Source organism: Plectonema radiosum NIES-515, from assembly GCF_025753815.1.
Lineage (GTDB): Bacteria > Cyanobacteriota > Cyanobacteriia > Cyanobacteriales > Nostocaceae > Hassallia > Hassallia radiosum_A.
The window spans coordinates 1-17,260 of record NZ_JAOWRF010000037.1 but is presented as its reverse complement, the minus strand read 5'-3'; the positions used below and the strand labels follow the sequence as shown (position 1 = coordinate 17,260).

The 17,260-nt window shown below is 42.5% G+C and carries 17 protein-coding genes; 10 read left to right on the top strand and 7 right to left on the bottom strand.

What is annotated here, in order from left to right; genetic code table 11:
* Nucleotides 1–482 precede the first annotated feature (482 nt).
* From OGM63_RS02685 to OGM63_RS02665, 5 genes are all read left to right on the top strand, one after another.
* Nucleotides 483–983, top strand: coding sequence for a DUF2231 domain-containing protein (locus tag OGM63_RS02685; RefSeq protein ID WP_263743963.1), 501 nt, complete (start codon nucleotides 483–485; stop codon nucleotides 981–983).
* A complete protein-coding gene (locus OGM63_RS02680; RefSeq protein ID WP_263743962.1) occupies nucleotides 980–1,582 on the top strand; it encodes a DUF2231 domain-containing protein in 603 nt (200 codons plus the stop codon). The genes OGM63_RS02685 and OGM63_RS02680 overlap by 4 nt, the downstream gene beginning before the upstream one ends.
* 63 nt (nucleotides 1,583–1,645) lie before the next feature.
* A complete protein-coding gene (locus tag OGM63_RS02675) occupies nucleotides 1,646–2,548 on the top strand; it encodes a cytochrome c oxidase subunit II (protein WP_263743961.1) in 903 nt (300 codons plus the stop codon).
* A 151-nt stretch (nucleotides 2,549–2,699) separates the two neighbouring features.
* Nucleotides 2,700–4,409, top strand: coding sequence for a cytochrome c oxidase subunit I (ctaD, locus tag OGM63_RS02670; protein ID WP_263743960.1), 1,710 nt, complete (start codon nucleotides 2,700–2,702; stop codon nucleotides 4,407–4,409).
* Between the two features lie 203 nt (nucleotides 4,410–4,612).
* Nucleotides 4,613–5,203: a cytochrome c oxidase subunit 3 gene (locus OGM63_RS02665; protein WP_263743959.1), complete on the top strand. Its 591-nt coding sequence runs from the start codon at nucleotides 4,613–4,615 to the stop codon at nucleotides 5,201–5,203.
* A gap of 105 nt (nucleotides 5,204–5,308) precedes the next feature.
* Here the strand turns inward: OGM63_RS02665 and coaBC are convergent, their stop codons facing one another.
* Nucleotides 5,309–6,508, bottom strand: a complete 1,200-nt coding sequence (coaBC, locus tag OGM63_RS02660; protein ID WP_263743958.1) for a bifunctional phosphopantothenoylcysteine decarboxylase/phosphopantothenate--cysteine ligase CoaBC — start codon at nucleotides 6,506–6,508, stop codon at nucleotides 5,309–5,311.
* Between the two features lie 68 nt (nucleotides 6,509–6,576).
* Nucleotides 6,577–6,789, bottom strand: coding sequence for a protein IsiD (gene isiD / locus OGM63_RS02655; protein WP_263743957.1), 213 nt, complete (start codon nucleotides 6,787–6,789; stop codon nucleotides 6,577–6,579).
* 1,361 nt (nucleotides 6,790–8,150) lie between these two features.
* On the opposite strand from isiD, the gene OGM63_RS02650 reads away from it, so the two are divergent.
* A complete protein-coding gene (locus tag OGM63_RS02650) occupies nucleotides 8,151–9,050 on the top strand; it encodes a ferritin-like domain-containing protein (RefSeq protein ID WP_263743956.1) in 900 nt (299 codons plus the stop codon).
* 686 nt (nucleotides 9,051–9,736) lie between these two features.
* On the opposite strand, the gene patX is transcribed toward OGM63_RS02650, so the two are convergent.
* Nucleotides 9,737–9,979, bottom strand: coding sequence for a heterocyst-inhibiting protein PatX (gene patX, locus OGM63_RS02645; RefSeq protein ID WP_263743955.1), 243 nt, complete (start codon nucleotides 9,977–9,979; stop codon nucleotides 9,737–9,739).
* A 107-nt stretch (nucleotides 9,980–10,086) separates the two neighbouring features.
* Nucleotides 10,087–11,859, bottom strand: coding sequence for an FAD-dependent oxidoreductase (locus OGM63_RS02640; protein WP_263743954.1), 1,773 nt, complete (start codon nucleotides 11,857–11,859; stop codon nucleotides 10,087–10,089).
* Nucleotides 11,860–12,476: 617 nt separating this feature from the next.
* On the opposite strand from OGM63_RS02640, the gene gifA reads away from it, so the two are divergent.
* Nucleotides 12,477–12,680, top strand: a complete 204-nt coding sequence (gifA, locus tag OGM63_RS02635) for a glutamine synthetase inactivation factor IF7A (protein ID WP_263743953.1) — start codon at nucleotides 12,477–12,479, stop codon at nucleotides 12,678–12,680.
* 157 nt (nucleotides 12,681–12,837) lie between these two features.
* Here the strand turns inward: gifA and glnA are convergent, their stop codons facing one another.
* Entirely contained in the window at nucleotides 12,838–14,256 is a 1,419-nt protein-coding gene (gene glnA / locus OGM63_RS02630; RefSeq protein WP_318528392.1) for a type I glutamate--ammonia ligase, read from the bottom strand.
* Between the two features lie 354 nt (nucleotides 14,257–14,610).
* Between glnA and apcB the strand changes: the two genes are divergently transcribed.
* The 3 genes from apcB to OGM63_RS02615 all read left to right on the top strand — a co-directional run bounded on the left by apcB (nucleotide 14,611) and on the right by OGM63_RS02615 (nucleotide 16,656).
* A complete protein-coding gene (gene apcB, locus OGM63_RS02625) occupies nucleotides 14,611–15,120 on the top strand; it encodes an allophycocyanin subunit beta (protein ID WP_263743949.1) in 510 nt (169 codons plus the stop codon).
* Nucleotides 15,121–15,408: 288 nt separating this feature from the next.
* On the top strand, nucleotides 15,409–15,843 hold the full coding sequence (locus tag OGM63_RS02620) for a DUF29 family protein (protein WP_263743948.1): 435 nt from the start codon (nucleotides 15,409–15,411) through the stop codon (nucleotides 15,841–15,843).
* Nucleotides 15,844–16,656: a TlyA family RNA methyltransferase gene (locus OGM63_RS02615; protein ID WP_263743947.1), complete on the top strand. Its 813-nt coding sequence runs from the start codon at nucleotides 15,844–15,846 to the stop codon at nucleotides 16,654–16,656.
* On the opposite strand, the gene OGM63_RS02610 is transcribed toward OGM63_RS02615, so the two are convergent.
* Entirely contained in the window at nucleotides 16,653–16,931 is a 279-nt protein-coding gene (locus OGM63_RS02610; RefSeq protein ID WP_263743946.1) for a Calvin cycle protein CP12, read from the bottom strand. The genes OGM63_RS02615 and OGM63_RS02610 overlap by 4 nt on opposite strands.
* 74 nt (nucleotides 16,932–17,005) lie before the next feature.
* Nucleotides 17,006–17,260, bottom strand: a 255-nt coding sequence (locus OGM63_RS02605; RefSeq protein ID WP_263743944.1) for a hypothetical protein, incomplete at its 5' end; no start/stop codon positions are given.

Here is a 17,260-nt window from a genome sequence, read left to right as displayed (position 1 = left end):
CACTGCATAAAAACCATTAAAGTGAAAATATTCGCCTCAACTTTCTTCACTCACTTCATCATTTGTGTCTTTCATCACAAACAGCTTTCTTGTAATTGTCAATTAACTGACAATCAGATTCTTTAAACAATTTTATTTAGATACATTATAAAAATAATTATCTGATATAAAGCTACAGTTAAAACTTTTATTTTGATTTGTTTGACAAAACTTAATATATTGCATAACCTAAAAGTTAGGTAACGCTAATTCCCCCTCCCAGAGAAATTATTCTTAGCCATATTTAGGCAGAAGGAAATGAATTGAAGTAAAAATTACTTACTAAAAATAAAAGCAAATTTACCTAATTTTGCGAAAAAGCTGAAAATTCAGTTACCGGATAACGCTCCAAAAATGTCAACAAATTCCGGTTATATCTGAAAACTTTTAGTAAGTGACAATCATGAAAATTTAGGTGGAATAAAGATGCCTAGGAGATTATTATGCTGAAGTACTTTACCTCATTAAACGACCACAACTTACCGTATCCCGACACAATTCACCCCATCGTCGTTCACTTCGTCATCGCGTTGGTATTGTTTGCGTTTGTTTGCGATGTCATCGGCTATTTCACTGGTAAAACTCGCCTTTTTGAAGTGGGTTGGTGGAATATGTTTTTCGCCACAATCGCCATTTTTGTCGCTGTTATTTTCGGTCAGTTTGAAGCAGGTTTAGCACAACCTTATAATGCTGCTAAATCAGTTTTGAGTATGCATACACTGATTGGCTGGTCGCTTTCAGGAATCATCGCAGCGATTACAGCATGGCGTTATGTGTTGCGTATCCGCAACCCACACAAAATATCGATTTACTATCTCGGAGTTGGACTGCTTTTAACTTGTGTAGTTGGCTTACAAGTGTATCTTGGTGACGAACTTGTTTGGGTATATGGACTGCATACAGTACCAGTTGTTGAAGCAGTAAAAGAAGGTATTTTGCGATGAATTCAGAACTAATTGACCAATTAAGCAATCAACTAGGTGCGAACGGATTACCTTACACCATTCCCATTCATCCCAACTTAGTACATCTGACTTTAGGTCTGTTTATTATTGGGATTACCTTTGATATTCTTGGTGTAATTTTCCCCTTCCAAAAATGGGTCTTCAAATCTTTAGCAATTCCAGTTGAACGTGCTAGCTTTTTTGATGTTGGCTGGTACAACATGCTAGCTTCATCAGTAATTACATTTTTCACAGTCGGGGCAGGTTTTTATGAAATGATGCTGGCACAACCACCCGCTGATGTGAAAAGTGCCTGGGGATTGCAAGCAATGGAAACCATGCTTTGGCATGGTGTCGGTGGAGTCTTATTATTAACGCTAATTGTCGGCATGACCGTTTGGAGAGGTTGGCAGCGCTTCGTTTGGCGCAAAGAAACAGATAGACAAGTGCAATTAAATTATCTGTTTCTGGGCATAGTAATCATGTTCATTATGTTCCTCCACGGCACACTAGGAGCGCAATTAGCAACAGAATTTGGAGTACACAATACAGCAGATAATTTGCTGCGATTAGGCAAAGATTTGAACGGAATGTTTTAAAAGTAGAGACGCGAAATTTCGCGTCTCTACAGGAATTAGTAGAATAACCATCAACCAACAATTATGCAGAAAATATTGCGAATTTTCACATTAATTACAGGGGCGATCGCTCTCACTTTTACGAGTATTTGGATCGGCAAGCAAGCTTATTTTTGGCTTCCTCCCCAAGCGGCAGCCGAATCCGTCCTAATTGACGATTTGATTAGCTTCCTCGTGACCCTAGGTGCATTCATCTTCTTGGGAGTAACCGGAACTCTGATGTATTCAGTTATTTTCCATCGCGCAATCAAAGATGACTACAGCGACGGTCCCCCAATTGAAGGTAATATAACTCTGGAAGTCGTTTGGACAGTCATCCCAGTTTTGTTAGTATTTTGGATTGCAAATTATAGCTACCAAACCTACGAAAAAATGGGAATTCAAGGTCCAATGGAGCATGTACACTTCCCTAATCCGATGCAAATAGAATCGGCATATGCTGCACCAAAAGACACTGCAACTGAACAATTAGAAAAAATTGACGTACTTGCTAAACAATGGGCTTGGGTATTTCATTATCCAGAAAAAAACGTCACCAGTACCGAACTGCATTTACCAAGCGATCGCCGCATCAGTTTAGCACTGCAATCTGAAGATGTTCTCCACGGCTTTTATATTCCCGCTTTCCGACTCAAGCAAGACATAATTCCCAACCAAACCATCAACTTTGAATTTACCCCCATCCGACCAGGCAAATATCGCTTAACCGATTCTCAATATAGCGGCACATACTTTGCAACCATGCAAGCCGATGTAATCGTCGAATCACCAGAAGATTACCAAAAATGGCTGACACAAACAGCAACTCACAAACAAGCGATCGCTACCAACCAAGCAGCCTCCGAATATACCCAAGCATCAAATCAATCAATCAAACCAGGTTGGGCAACAATTGCCCCCGCTGCCCCTCCTTTAGTCAACCCGTAGTAAGGGCTTCAGCCCTTCCAATAACCACCATCAACCACAGGGCTTACGCAGAATTATGAAAAAACGAACCGCCAAGTACGCCAAGTACGCCAAGGAATAAGAGGAGCGAGAGTGTTTTTGAGTAAGTCCTAAACTATCACCCATCAAACAAATGACTAACATCCCCATTGAAGGCATTATAATCCCTAGTGAGACATCTCACCACGAACCCCCAAACCACTGGAAACAATACTTCAGCTTTAGCACCGACCACAAAGTAATCGGTATCCAATATCTCGTTACCGCATTCATCTTCTTTCTCGTCGGTGGTATGTTTGCGATGGTAATTCGCGGAGAACTAATCACACCAGATTCAGACTTAGTAGACCGCACCGTATACAATGGCTTGTTCACCATGCATGGCACCGTCATGCTTTTCCTGTGGACATTTCCATCACTAGTTGGTTTTGCCAACTATCTAGTACCTTTGATGATTGGCGCCCGCGATATGGCATTTCCGCGCCTAAATGCCGTCGCCTTTTGGATGGTGCCAGTGGTCGGAATTCTCCTCATGGCAAGCTTTGCAGTCCCCGGTGGACCCGCCCAAGCAGGATGGTGGTCTTACCCGCCAGTCAGCCTCCAGAACCCCACAGGTAACTTAATTAATGGTCAAGTTCTCTGGCTATTGGCGGTAGCAATCTCCGGCGTCTCTTCCATCATGGGTGCAGTCAACTTTGTTACCACCATAGTCAAGATGCGGGCACCAGGCATGGGCTTCTTTCGGATGCCGTTGTTTGTTTGGGCAGTGTTTAGCGCCCAAATTATCCAACTGTTTGGACTCCCAGCACTGACAGCAGGTGCGGTCATGTTGTTACTCGACCTCACCGTTGGTACTGCCTTTTTTGACCCCAGCAAGGGAGGTAATCCAGTCCTCTTCCAGCACTATTTCTGGTTCTACTCGCACCCTGCTGTTTATGTAATAATTTTGCCCATCTTCGGTATTTTCTCGGAAATCTTCCCCGTCTATTCCCGGAAACCTTTATTTGGTTACAAAGTAGTCGCCATTTCATCACTTTTAATTGCGGGAGTCAGCGGTATAGTTTGGGTACACCACATGTACGTCAGCGGGACAGCAGGCTGGATGCGGTTGTTTTTCATGCTGACAACTATGTGCGTATCTGTACCGACAGGAATCAAGGTGTTTGCCTGGGTAGCAACCATCTGGGGTGGTAAAATACGCCTGAATACACCAATGCTGTTTGCTTTGGGTGCATTGATCATGTTTGTGTTTGCGGGTATCACAGGCATCATGCTTTCCTCTGTACCCGTTGACGTTCACGTCAACAATACTTACTTCGTCGTAGGTCACTTCCACTACGTCCTCTACGGGACAGTGACGATGGGCTTGTATGCGGCAATTTACCACTGGTTCCCGAAAATGACGGGACGCATGTATCACGAAGGCTGGGGTAAATTGCACTTCTGGTTAACATTCGTCGGTACTAACCTCAACTTTTTCCCCATGCATCCCTTAGGATTGCAAGGAATGTTACGTCGAGTCTCTTCCTACGCTCCAGATGCAGGATATGAATTCTGGAATATTATTGCTAGTCTCGGCGCCTTTCTATTAGGAATGTCTACCTTGCCCTTCATTTTCAACATGATAGTTTCTTGGATGCAAGGTGAGAAAGCACCTGATAATCCTTGGAGAGCTATTGGTTTGGAATGGTTAGTTTCTTCCCCACCTCCAGTAGAGAACTTTGAAGAAATTCCCATTGTCATTAGCGAACCTTACGGTTATGGCAAGTCTGAACCGTTGATAGCTCAAGCTCACAGTCATCAATATGAACCGACAAACCCAGCTTTGACAGGTGTAGATTAACTTGTTTCTGGACACATATTGTAGTCGGACAGAATAATCTCATCAAACCCCGACGATTAAAATCGCGGCTACACAAACGAAGCCCATCTTCATGGGCTAAATACAGAAAAAACCAATTCTAGCCTGCGTAGGCAGGCTTCGTTTGTATAGCCCCAGACTTCCAGTCTGAGGGGCTTTACACAAAATAAAGGAGAATTCAAGCAATGGACAGTTATTTAGTTTCCGAACAGTTGCATGAGCATACCCATGACGAAGAAGGCAACAAGATGTTTGGCTTCATCGTTTTCTTACTATCTGAAAGCGTTATTTTCCTGAGTTTTTTCGCAGGATATATTATCTACAAAACAACGACACCTAATTGGCTACCAGTCGGTGTTTCTGGACTTGAAGTTAAAGAACCGACAATTAATACGGTGGTTCTTGTTGCTAGTAGCTTTGTCATCTATTTGGCAGAACGCGCTCTGCAAAGCCATAAATTGATGCAATATCGCTTGTATCTTTTGACAACAATGGCAATGGGAACTTACTTTTTAGTGGGACAAGGAATTGAATGGAGTAATTTGACTTTTGGCTTCACTTCCGGTGTATTCGGGGGAATTTTCTATCTTTTAACAGGTTTCCACGGTTTGCACGTTCTCACTGGTATTTTGTTGCAGACGATTATTCTTGTGCGCTCTTTCATTCCCGGTAATTTCGATTCCGGACATTTTGGTGTTAATGCAACTTCTTTGTTTTGGCACTTTGTTGATGTCATCTGGATTATTTTGTTTGTTCTAATCTATCTTTGGCAGTGAATATTAGAATTGTCTCACGCACTCGTCGCAGAGCCGCAAAGAAGAGATTTTTGTTTGCCCTCTTATATTTCTTTGCGTCTTTGCGACTTTGCGTGAGCTTTTCTTCTAAATAAAATCAAATAAATGATGTGCCATTTCTAGTTTAGAGCAAGGTTCTATTACTATTTGCCGACCTTGATTATCTAAAAATATCGCTTTATTATTATCACTGCCAAAACCACTATCCGGTTCATCTATGGGATTAGCTACGATCGCATCTAATTTCTTTCTCTGCAATTTCTCTAAAGCAGGCTTGACAATATCGCCATTTTGTGCTGCGAATCCGATGATCTTTTGATGTGGTTGTTTTTGGCGTGCTAATTCGGCAATTATATCGGGTACTGGTTCTAGGGGTAAGGCTTGGGGAAGCGATCGCTTGGGCAGTTTCTCTATACTATAATCCCGTGGCTTTACATCTGCTACGGCTGCTGACATGATAATTACATCAGCATTCGGTAAATATTCGAGCATTACCTGCTGCATTTCTTCGGCACTAATAACTGAAATTGCTTGCACTCCTAAAGGTGCATTCCAACTAGCTAACCCATGTACTAATGTCACATTAGCACCTCGATGAAGTGCTGCTTGTGCTAAAGCTAGTCCCATTTTACCTGTGGAAGGATTACCAATAAATCGCACTGGGTCGAGATGCTCTCGTGTTCCCCCTGCACTTATCAAGACTCGCTGATTAACTAAATCTCGTTTGCCTGCCGTGTGTAACAGGGATTTCACGTATGCGACAATTTCTGGGGGTTCTGCCATTCTGCCGGCACCAATGCGATCGCACGCTAACAACCCCGATGCTGTACTCATCCCATGATATCGGCTATCTATCAATAATTCGCGCCAATTTCGCTGCACCGTCAGTTGTTCCCACATTTCGGTATTCATTGCTGGTGCGAGCAATACGGGACAAGTAGAAGCTAAAACGGTGTTGGTGAGCAAATTGTCAGCCATTCCGTGAGCTAGTTTTGCTAATGTATTAGCTGTTAAAGGGGCAATCACAAACAAATCTGCCCATTCACCCAATTCTATATGTAACGGACGCGAGTATTTGGCAAGCCAAAATTCGTCATCTGTGTATGCTTGATGGCGAGATAAAGTAGCTAAAGTTAGAGGTGTAATAAATTCTTGTGCTGAACGAGTCAGAATCACCCGCACTTCCACCCCGCTTTTAAACAGCGTGGAAATAATTTCACAAACTTTATAGGCAGCGATACCACCACCTACACCAACTAAAACCCTTTTCAATTTTGGATTGGGCATAGAAAAAAGTTAAGAATTATGAGTTAATATTATTAATTCATAACTCCTAACTCCTAACTGGTAAATTCTCAAGCTTCGTCGTAGGGTTCTAAATCTAAAAGGTGGATATAGGGTTCAACTAATTCTGGACGGGCAAATGCGATCGCTCGCAGTAGATGCCAATCATTCAAACCCTCAAAAGCATTGCTGTAATTATCTTGATCTAAGCGTGTTGCCAACTCTTCCACCTCTTTTGCAGTCATGACAGCAATGTCTTTTCTAGAAATGCTTAGAGTTTTCATTATGTTTGCCCCTCCCTTATGCAGCATTCGCCAAAGCGCAGAAATTGAGTTGCGTGCTGACGCAGCCACCCAATATATCTTACTCATTCGCGGGCATTGGCGATCGTGAATTTTTTCGGGATTTTTAGCTTAATTCGTAAAAACTTTACAAGTGTCAAAAAATGCGGCGATCGCCTATATCAGCCAAAGCTGCAAAAATACTATTTCGGGAACTGGTTAAATCTTTAGAGTGAAAATAGGCAGTTTACAAACCGTCACTTATTATAGTTGCATTTTGATTTAACTAATGATATATTTTATTTGTGTGTGAGGAGCAAGTTAGAAATTAAAAAACGCCTGGGGTGGAAACACGGTCACACTCCCAGGCGTTTTTTTATATCGCGTCCAGTTAGATATCTGTCACTTGACATATTTGCGATTTGATAGAACCGATGATATTCTTAAATCGTGTGTGAGGAGCAAGTTAAAAGTAAAAAACGTCTGGGGTGGAAACACGGTAACACTCCCAGGCGTTTTTTCATGGCGATAAAAGAGCGCAGAGAAAGAAAATTCTGTCCAGTTAGATAACTGTCACTTGACATACTTGCGATTTGATAGAACCGATGATATTCTTAAATCGTGTGAGGAGCAAGTTAAAAAGAAAAAACGCCTGGGGTGGAAACACGGTAACACTCCCAGGCGTTTTTTCATGGCGATAAAAGAGCGCAGAGAAAGAAAATTCTGTCCAGTCGGACATTAGTTGCCCACACTTAAATCCTTTGGAGATGGCAACTTAACAACCATATAGGTGAATCCCCACTGCGTTTAGTTAGATTCTGGCAGCATTTGACCGAAGTAACCTTCCACCCTGAATGAGTGCCAAGTCCGCAAATGTCGGATGATAATTTTCGTCCGCGATCGCGCTTTATAAAGCCCCAATCACCAAAATAATTACAACCACAGACCTAACGTTTAACTTTGATCGCATCTAAAGCGTCCTCATTAGACTTTGGCTTGTACTTTAATTCACTGGAGTTTAGACTAACCCATGAGAAAATGACCCAGCTACCGCAGCCGATAAATTGTTCCTTTTGCGCTCAAATTGCCTACTTTATGGGGAGCCGATCGCTTATACAGGGATTGATCGTCCTCCTATTCACGGGGATAAATTCAAGCTCAATAATCCACAAACCTGGTGGGCATCTGGGGATATTTGCTGTTATATGATGTCCTCAGTTGGGACAATTTCTGGTAGAGACCTTCCGTCGGAACGTCTCTAGGACACCTTTCAAAGGTGAGGCGATCGCTACATTTTATAATGCTCTAGGAAGCTAGTACTAAGCTACTATCAAAATACTGATTTACAAAACTCAATAAAAACTATGACTGTTGCTTACCCACGTAAATTTCAGAATGCTTTGGGTGCGAGAGATATTTTAAATCGGGTAGTGCGCGATCGCGAAATTCATTTAATCACTCTCAACCGCTACCGTTACAGCGAACAACGCAGTTGCAAAGACCTGACTGATTTAATTGAACTACTTAACGGCAAACCAGCAAAACTCGTGCGGGATTTGTCACATCATATCTCAGATGAAGCTCGTCACGCCATGTGGCTAACTGATTTGTTGGTGGAGTTGGGAAGTGATATCGGAACTCCCCCTGGTTCATCCTACATTGATGAATTTGAAAGGCTCTTAGACAGCGACCAAAAAGATCCAGCTAAAGACCTGGATGATTTTGTCATTTCTTCCCTCGCAGCGATTAACGTCACTGAAAAACGAGGTTGCGAATATTTCTCGGCACACATTTACGCTCTAAAGCAAGCACCGCAAACCGAAGAAAATATTAAAATTCGGGAAACGATTGAGAAAATCTTTCCCGAAGAAGCAGGACACGTTCGCTGGGGTAATCGTTGGTTAGCAGAAATTGCCCGCAAAAGTCCAGAATACCAACAAAAGGTAGAAAAGGCAAAGCGGAAATATGCAGCAATTGAACAAGCAGCCTTTGAATCGGGAATGGATATCACTTTAGGAGCGGAATTGCGTCGAGTTGCCAACTTGGTAGAAGTGGCAAACACAATGCCTGTTTGGGAACGTCCCCAATATTTGATGGAGCGCTTACCGCAGACTTTGTTAGCACCTGACTTGCAGTTTACCAGAATTATGGCGGCACAAAAGGCTTGGCAGCGAGACCCACAAGCGTTTATGGATAAATTCGTGCCGATGTTCCTTAACGGCATTAAGGGCACAGAAAACAACCGCACTCGTACAACCGCTTAAGCTCATCCCCTAACTATAAAAGGCTTTTGTGTTGATTTTTGTGGAGACGTAGCATTGCGTAGAGACGTAGCATTGCGTAAAGACGTAGCATTGCGTAGAGACGTAGCATTGCGTAAAGACGTAGCATTGCGTAGAGACGTAGCATTGCTACGTCTCTACATTTTTATATGTATTGCGATCGTCAAATGGTTTAAAGGTCAATAATTCAGCAACGTCAACTAACTAGCTGCGACCCATGACAAAGCTTGTGACTGGACGAGAGTAGAGAAGCGTTCAGGCTGAATCCTTACCGGGGAAGAATATCGCAAATATTGTGCAGCTGGAACGACTAAAGCTTAACTGATAGCCTTAATGATATTTATTTCTAAATAAGTTCAAGTTTAGCTTGGAATTTTCCCATTTTCTTTCTTCAAAATTGTTGTATATGTAATTGAAAAACTTTTGATGCTGTCGATGTAGGAAGCTAGGTTGCTTCGCGTTTTCAGGCAAGTCTTACGAGTTAGTCTGTATACATAACTTTACTTAGAATTACTGGGATACGCCTGAGTTTTTATATCTCTACTGCTATATATGTACTAAGGACGTATGTATCAAATATCTTTGGCATAACACCCTGTTTAACCGGATGAAGATTTTCTTGTAGCAAGAAAATTGTTGCTTTAACAAGTTACGTTCCCTTATAGTTGTTAAACAGCAGGATATGTCTCAACGACATATTGCATTAAGTCTCTACGTCCACTACCCCGATGAGGTATTGGCACTTCTGGTTGGTTAGGTCTAGTTTTGGGCTTGGGTTTTGTCGATATAAATTGTTCGGAATCATCATAGGATAGCAACAGATTAGATAAGTGATTTGCCATCGCATGGCAGTTAAAAGCTAAGGAACCAAATACTAAGCCAGTAATTAGAAGTGAAATAGTTGCACGCATAATAAGTGTCTATTTTGGAACTCTCCACTTAACTGATACTTAGGTTTTTTTACTGCGTCCGGACATTTTGACAAAAGTAACGTTTTTTACTCAAAAAAATGACCTGATTATTCCTGAATATGTTCAACTAATAACCAATTACCAGCACGATTCCAGTAACCGCAAATTTGTAGCGGTTGCTTATCAATAAACTTTTGCAGTTGCTCGTCTATATGCGATCGCAAGGTCACAATTGGTAAAGACAATTGGTTTTGAGTTGATGTCGTGATGCTAAATCTGTAATCTTGCTGATCTAGGCGATGGAAGATGCCCCGGAAATATTCTTTATTAAGTGATTTTACGTATTTTTTTTGCATCCAGTTGTAATTATTGTGATCTGAAATAGGACAATTTCCAGTGGCTGGATAAGCGTCTGGGTTGTCTAAGTAATACAGTTGCCAGTGGAGCCATTCCGGATGAACGGGTGGTAAATTAAATAATGGAACGATTGTAGCCGGAGAATGTAAGTCTTGCAACAAAGCATTTTGCAGCTTTCTGACAGGTAAATCTCTCGGCTGAGTGTTCAACTCAACGCACATAGCAGCTGCCATTCCTGCCGCTTGACCGATGCCCATCACCACAGGTTGCAATCTAGTTGCACCATTAGTTATATGTGATACAGAGATGTTTTTTTCACACACCAATAAACCATCCGTTTGCATGGGTATTAAACAACGGTAGGGAATTGTAAAGGGAGTTCCTGTCCAACGTCCCCCCCAGCGGATGGATTTGGGTTGCACCTGGTAGTTGACTTTGGGATAATGGTGGTCATTGGCGTAATTACCAATAGCGATTGCTTCGATATTTAAGGATGCTACTCTACCAAGAGGGATGGGCAAAATATCCTGTTCTCGCAGAGTAGTTAGTCCCACCAAACGGCGGCTTTCCCGGTAGTAGGGATGTAGAGCGTAAGCCGTGCTGGAATTTAGGTATTCGGGAAAAATTTGTTCTGCCAAACCGTAGCGATCGCCTAGCTGATTTTGGATAAAATGGGCAAAATTTTGGCTGTGCCAGCGACATTCTTGTAAAAACTCACTTTTTGATGTCTCTGACTCTATCAAACGCCCGACTCCTTTGCCGTAGTCATTGCCACAGATGGGCCAATTCACCATCAACAGCCCCCCCGGTAAGCGTCCGTAATTCAAAAACTTCTCAGCACCATAATCATCCCAAGCACCTGCAAACATTGATAAATCTTGATTGGGTGCAGGGGGAATTTCTGGGGCGACTTCTTCACCAAAATCTTGCATTATCACAACCCAAGTCGGCGCTTGCACGGGATATTTTTGTGTGATAAAATTAAAATCTGCTGGGGCGCTTGGTTCTCTCCATTGAGATTGCAATTCCCAACCCCAACGGTGAGGTATCTCCCCTAAAGCTAATAAATCTCCTAATTCTGTGCCATCAAGAATAATCTTAGCTTTGACAGTAAAATCAGCAAAGCGAACCCCAGTAACACAATCTCCTTGTCGCAAAACGGATAACGGAACTTTGCCAGCAATCCAATGCAGATTTGGTAATTCTCGCACCCAATCGGCAAAAATTGCCGCCCCAATGCGCGGATCGTAACTAAAAAAGCTTACCCAACTATTGTCTAATCCTCCTGGCTGTCGAGAACGCAATTCTTGCAAAAACTCACCCCATAAACCTGTCTGAAATGCTTCTAATTCATTACCATCAGGTACAGACACCCCGGCTGAAGTCAGCATTCCCCCTAACCAAGGAAATTCGCTCACCAGGATGGTTTTTGCTTTTCTTCGTGCTGCTTGAATCGCAGCAGCAGTTCCGCCGGTTCCCCCACCGACAACTAAAACATCAGCCGTGTATGTCTGATTAATCATCTATTCACCTCACGCTCGTTTCGACACATTGTCTCCAGTTAATACTATTTCGGTGAAATTCTTTACATTAGACATCTCCAGAGTCATACGTAGAGACGTAAGCTAGCTACGTCTAATCAAGGGTTTCGGGCAACGTATAGTTCATTTCTGGAGATGTCTATTAGAGAAGGTTCCGCAATTCATTCCTAATGCAGTGCAAGCTGCTTCAAGCAACCGACTGTTTGTCTACAATCCATCCACATTACTGGGTCAACTTTATCCAAAATTAAGAGCTTGACTTTCTTCCTTCGGCAAAAACCCTAGCTTTTTGGCAAATACTTTTCCCATATCACTGATTCTCCATAAAGTTCAAAAACTATCGTCCTACAAGGGTTTCAGCTTCAGCCTTTAGGCTTTAGGAAAAATGGATTTTGTTGAACTTTGAGTAAAATCTCAGTTGGGATGGATTTGGTCTGCTGCTTACTGGGAAAGATGAGATTTATTAGTTTACATCGAAAATATTAAGTTTTATTTCAAATATCATTTTTGTAACTTTGGTTACAGATTTTATTGATATAGTAGTTGTGTAGAGAAAAAATGAATCTATAAATCATTAAAACAATAAAGAGGAACTTGATATGTCTACCCAACAAAAAGCGCGTGCTTTAATGATGCGTCATTATCAGTTGGTAAAAAATCGTCAACAATCGATGCTCGAACGTGTTGGTGAAGAAGTCGGTCTTCCTGCTGGCAAAGCATCCCATTACTGGAACCCAATTCAAGGCAAGATAGATCCTACCGTTCGGATGACTTGCGATCGCAGCAATGCCACAATGAGCTAGGGACTTTATTAACGTAGTGAGCGATTTATCGCTCAATTTAGTCAAAAAAAAAGCCACCCTGTAGGTGGCTTAATTATGTTCTCAAATATCGCAATTTAAGCGTTGAAACGCTTACTACAAGCAAGATTTAAGCGTTGAAATGCTTATAGACAAGAAATTAACAATCGTAGTAAAGAGCAAACTCGTAAGGATGAGGACGCAGACGCATTGGGTTAACTTCGTTATCTAGCTTGTAAGAAATCCAAGTTTGAATGAAGTCTTCGGTAAACACACCTGGTTCGGTCAAGAAAGCATGATCGTTCTCTAGTGCTTCCAATGCCAATTCTAAAGAACCGGGTGTGGAAGGAACCTTAGCCAGCTCCTCTGGTGAGAGTTCGTAGATATTCTTATCTAGAGGTTCACCAGGATGGATTTTGTTCTTGATACCATCTAAACCAGCACAAAGCATAGCAGCGAATGCCAAGTAAGGATTAGATGTCGCATCCGGACAACGGAATTCTAGACGTTTAGCTTTGGGATTGCTGCCAGAAAGGGGAATCCGTACAGAAGCAGAACGATTACCTTGGGAATAAGCTAAGTTTACAGGTGCTTCATAACCAGGTACTAGGCGCTTGTAAGAGTTGGTGGTGGGGTTGGTAATTGCTAACAGCGCTGGTGCGTGGTGGAGAATACCACCAATGTAGTGCAATGCCATTTCACTCAAACCGGCGTACTTATCGCCGCCAAACAGCGGCTGACCATCTTTCCAGATAGATTGGTGACAGTGCATCCCAGAACCATTATCGCCGAAGATTGGCTTGGGCATGAAGGTAACGGTTTTGCCGTATTTCTTGGCAACGTTCTTAATGACATATTTGTAAGTCATTAACCAGTCAGCAGCTTCAATTAACTTACCGAAGCGGAAACCGAGTTCGCACTGTCCACCGGTGGCAACTTCGTGGTGTTGCTTTTCAATGGGGACGCCGCACTTTGCCATTGTTAGCAGCATTTCGGTGCGGATATCTTGGAAACTGTCGGTGGGGGCAACTGGGAAGTAACCTTGTTTGAAGCGTGGTTTGTATGCGAGGTTGGGACCTTCATCTTTACCGGAGTTCCAAGCACCTTCTACAGAATCTACATAATAATAGCCGGAATTAGCGGTTTGGTCAAATCGGGCGTCATCAAAGATGAAAAATTCCGCTTCTGGACCAAAGAAAGCGGTGTCACCAACACCTGTAGAAACCAAGTAGTCTACTGCTTTTTGGGCAATAACGCGGGGACAGCGATTGTAAGGTTCACCTGTACGCGGTTCTTGAATACTACAAATTATACTCAGCGTTGGCTCTGCCATGAACGGATCGATCCAGGCTGTGTTCGGGTCGAGAACCATTGACATGTCTGATTCGTTGATCGCTTTCCAACCCCGAATACTCGAACCGTCGAAAGGTACGCCGTCAGTAAATGCAGTCTCATCAATTTGGTTATAGTACAGCGTGAGGTGCTGCCAAGTTCCTGGCGTATCGATGAATTTCAGATCGATCATCTGAATGTTGTTGTCCTGAATCATTTTCAAGACTTCTTGTGGGGTTGTCATGATTGCTCCTTGTATGCTTATTTACTAAGGTAGAACTGAAATTTTCAATGCATTCTGACCCTGCTTGGTGAAACCAAATTGTGAGATACCTGGAATATCCTAAAGATAGGACATTAGGTAGTTTTGTAGCGTAAGTTACAAAAACTCATGATTAAAGTTTATATTCACCTTTGCTGAAACACTTTCACAAAACTTAACAGTTCATTTCACAGGGTCAACTTTGACATAGAATCCTTTAAGTAGCCGATGGATTACTTTTTGTGCTGAGACTTTTGCCGTAGCACAAAAATTTATAGGCGCATAAAAGCAGCTAGATAAATATCAAACCATAAATAGGATTGATTGGGAGAAAACGGAATGCGGGATGCAGTAACAAGTTTAATTAAGAATTATGACGTAGCCGGACGTTATTTTGACCGGAATGCGATCGACAGCCTCAAGTCTTACTTTGAAAGTGGTACAGCACGAGTACAAGCAGCTGGGGCAATTAATTCTAATGCGGCATCAATTGTCAGACAGGCTGGTTCTCGGTTATTTGAAGAACAGCCGGAATTGATTCGTCCTAGTGGAAATGCTTACACGACTCGTCGCTATGCAGCTTGTCTGCGGGATATGGATTACTATTTGCGCTACGCTACTTATGCGTTGGTTGCTGGTAGTATGAATGTTCTAGATGAGCGGGTGTTGCAAGGGCTGCGGGAAACTTACAATTCTTTGGGTGTGCCTATTGGTCCGACTGTTCGCGGTATCCAGATTATGAAGGATATTATTAAGGAGCAAGTTGCGGCAGCTGGTGTTGCTAATACTGCTTTTGTGGATGAGCCTTTTGATTATATGACACGGGAGTTGAGCGAGCAGGATATTTAGTGGCACAAGGTAAAAGTTGAGCCAGTGCTAACTTGAGGGTTTCCCCTGCAAATGTGAAAAGATTATAGCGATCGCACTTTGGCTTCATTGGCAAGGTGCGTTTACTTTTTTTAATGCAAAAAAACGATTTGTTACTTGAAAAATTCAGTAATAGCACAAATGTACTATTATTCATAACCTTTTATACGTTTTTTTGTGTAAATAAATGCGGGGTGGACTTCAGTGCAACCAGGTGCGATCGCTCCAGATCCACCATAATAGAAGTTGCCCATATTTGAGGCGCTAGCTATGGAAGAATTATTAACCCTGAAAGACTTGCTGGTTCAAGGCGATGTTCAAGGTGCTTTGATGATTGTGGAAGAATTAACCGAAATGAGCCGAAATGATATCATCAAGACGATTCGTAGCTATGCAGTAATTCTCCTGTTGCATTTGATTAAACAACAAGCTGAAAATCGCACGACTCGTTCTTGGGAGGTTTCAATCCGGAATTCTGTTAGGGAAATCCAGCGAGAAAATAAACGTCGTAAAGCGGGAGGTTATTATCTCACACCAGAAGAACTATGGGAAACTTTAGTAGAAGCTTATTTAAATGCCATTGATCAAGCTTCCCTGGAAGTTGAAGAAGGTCGTTATGAGCCAGAGGAATTGGAAAAGCTAGTTAACCGAGAAAAAATTCTCAATCGTGCTTTAGGTTTAATATTGCCAGGAGAGTCCAGTTAATTGGTTAAACAACGACTTGATATATTATTAGTAGAGTTAAATTTGTGTGCTTCTCGCGCTTTAGCGCAACGGTTGATTCAAGCGGGGGAAGTTCAGGTTAATCGTGTGGTTGTGGATAAGGCGGGGACGGAGGTTGATGTCGCGGCGGATATTAAGATTAAGGAGCGATCGCGTTTTGTCTCTCGTGGTGGTGAGAAGCTGGCGAAGGCTTTAGAATTTTTTAATATTTCTGTGGAAGGACGGGTTTGTTTGGATGGCGGTATTTCCACAGGAGGCTTTACTGATTGTCTTTTACAAGCTGGGGCAAAGCTAGTTTACGGGGTTGATGTCGGTTACGGTCAAGTTGATTGGGGTTTGCGAAATGATTCGCGGGTGAAATTGTTGGAACGCACTAATTTACGACAGTTACAACCGCATGAGTTATATGGTGAAGCACAAAAAGCTGATTTGGCAGTGGTGGATGTTTCGTTTATTTCCTTAACCAAGATTTTGCCTGCTTTGTGGGAGTTAACTCAACCTCAAAGAGAAGCTGTTTTACTGGTGAAGCCACAATTTGAGGTTGGGAGGTCCCGTGTGGGGAAAAAAGGCGTTGTTCGTGATTCTTCTGACCAAGCTGAGGCAATTTTTCAGGTTTTGCAAACTGCTCAAAGTTTAGGATGGAACTACAAGGGCTTAACTTGGTCGCCGATCACTGGTCCTGCTGGGAATATAGAATATCTGTTGTGGCTGGATATGGAAAGCGAAACGCCACTGCTTGATTTAGAAGCTGTTGGGCAAGTTACTAAATCTGCTGTTGCTGATTTGAGAAATTAAAGGTCGTAGATTAGACATTCTACCGCTTCGGGATGGCGATCGCAGTAACTTTCCAAAGAAGATTTGCTTTTTGTTGCTTGCTGTTTGTGAGATTTTTCAGCTTGCAATTCTTCGACGATATCCCAAGCTACAGCGCAGTTAGCAGAATTGCTACCGCTAAGATCGCAGGTTTCGCGGGCTTCTGCGATCGCTTCAAAAATCACTTCTTCCAAGGTTTGAGTTTGATTATCGTGAGAGTTAATAGCAGTCTGGAGTACGTTTGAGATGTCAGTCATGATACTTACCTTTATGTGTTGATTTAGAAATCGACTGCGAGCTTCTGAATTATTTCAAGAGCTTAATTTCTAGTTTAGACGTGCCTCACATGAAATGCCGGTAGGAAAACCGTCCATGCGCTTTGGAAAAAAGACACTTGTCCCCCTTGATCACGCAGTCCCCCTCGATCGCGCAGTCCCAATACGGTTCGGTTAAGAATATTTGTGAACCCAAAACCCTTGTAGAGACGTTCCACCGGAACGTCTCTACATACGTTAACACCAACGGTATTGCCCCTTGTCCCTCCTTTTCCCAGTTTACACCCCCTCCCCTCTCTCCCTCCTTCCCC

Excerpts from the sequence above, each read along its gene's own strand:
- OGM63_RS02610 (WP_263743946.1), bottom strand. The coding sequence starts at position 16,931 with ATGACTGACATCTCAAACGTACTCCAGACTGCTATTAACTCTCACGAT.
- OGM63_RS02650 (WP_263743956.1), top strand. The coding sequence starts at position 8,151 with ATGACTGTTGCTTACCCACGTAAATTTCAGAATGCTTTGGGTGCGAGA.
- ctaD (WP_263743960.1), top strand. The coding sequence starts at position 2,700 with ATGACTAACATCCCCATTGAAGGCATTATAATCCCTAGTGAGACATCT.
- isiD (WP_263743957.1), bottom strand. The coding sequence starts at position 6,789 with ATGAAAACTCTAAGCATTTCTAGAAAAGACATTGCTGTCATGACTGCA.
- apcB (WP_263743949.1), top strand. The coding sequence starts at position 14,611 with ATGCGGGATGCAGTAACAAGTTTAATTAAGAATTATGACGTAGCCGGA.
- OGM63_RS02665 (WP_263743959.1), top strand. The coding sequence starts at position 4,613 with ATGGACAGTTATTTAGTTTCCGAACAGTTGCATGAGCATACCCATGAC.
- OGM63_RS02640 (WP_263743954.1), bottom strand. The coding sequence starts at position 11,859 with ATGATTAATCAGACATACACGGCTGATGTTTTAGTTGTCGGTGGGGGA.
- OGM63_RS02620 (WP_263743948.1), top strand. The coding sequence starts at position 15,409 with ATGGAAGAATTATTAACCCTGAAAGACTTGCTGGTTCAAGGCGATGTT.
- OGM63_RS02675 (WP_263743961.1), top strand. The coding sequence starts at position 1,646 with ATGCAGAAAATATTGCGAATTTTCACATTAATTACAGGGGCGATCGCT.
- OGM63_RS02680 (WP_263743962.1), top strand. The coding sequence starts at position 980 with ATGAATTCAGAACTAATTGACCAATTAAGCAATCAACTAGGTGCGAAC.
- gifA (WP_263743953.1), top strand. The coding sequence starts at position 12,477 with ATGTCTACCCAACAAAAAGCGCGTGCTTTAATGATGCGTCATTATCAG.
- coaBC (WP_263743958.1), bottom strand. The coding sequence starts at position 6,508 with ATGCCCAATCCAAAATTGAAAAGGGTTTTAGTTGGTGTAGGTGGTGGT.
- patX (WP_263743955.1), bottom strand. The coding sequence starts at position 9,979 with ATGCGTGCAACTATTTCACTTCTAATTACTGGCTTAGTATTTGGTTCC.
- OGM63_RS02685 (WP_263743963.1), top strand. The coding sequence starts at position 483 with ATGCTGAAGTACTTTACCTCATTAAACGACCACAACTTACCGTATCCC.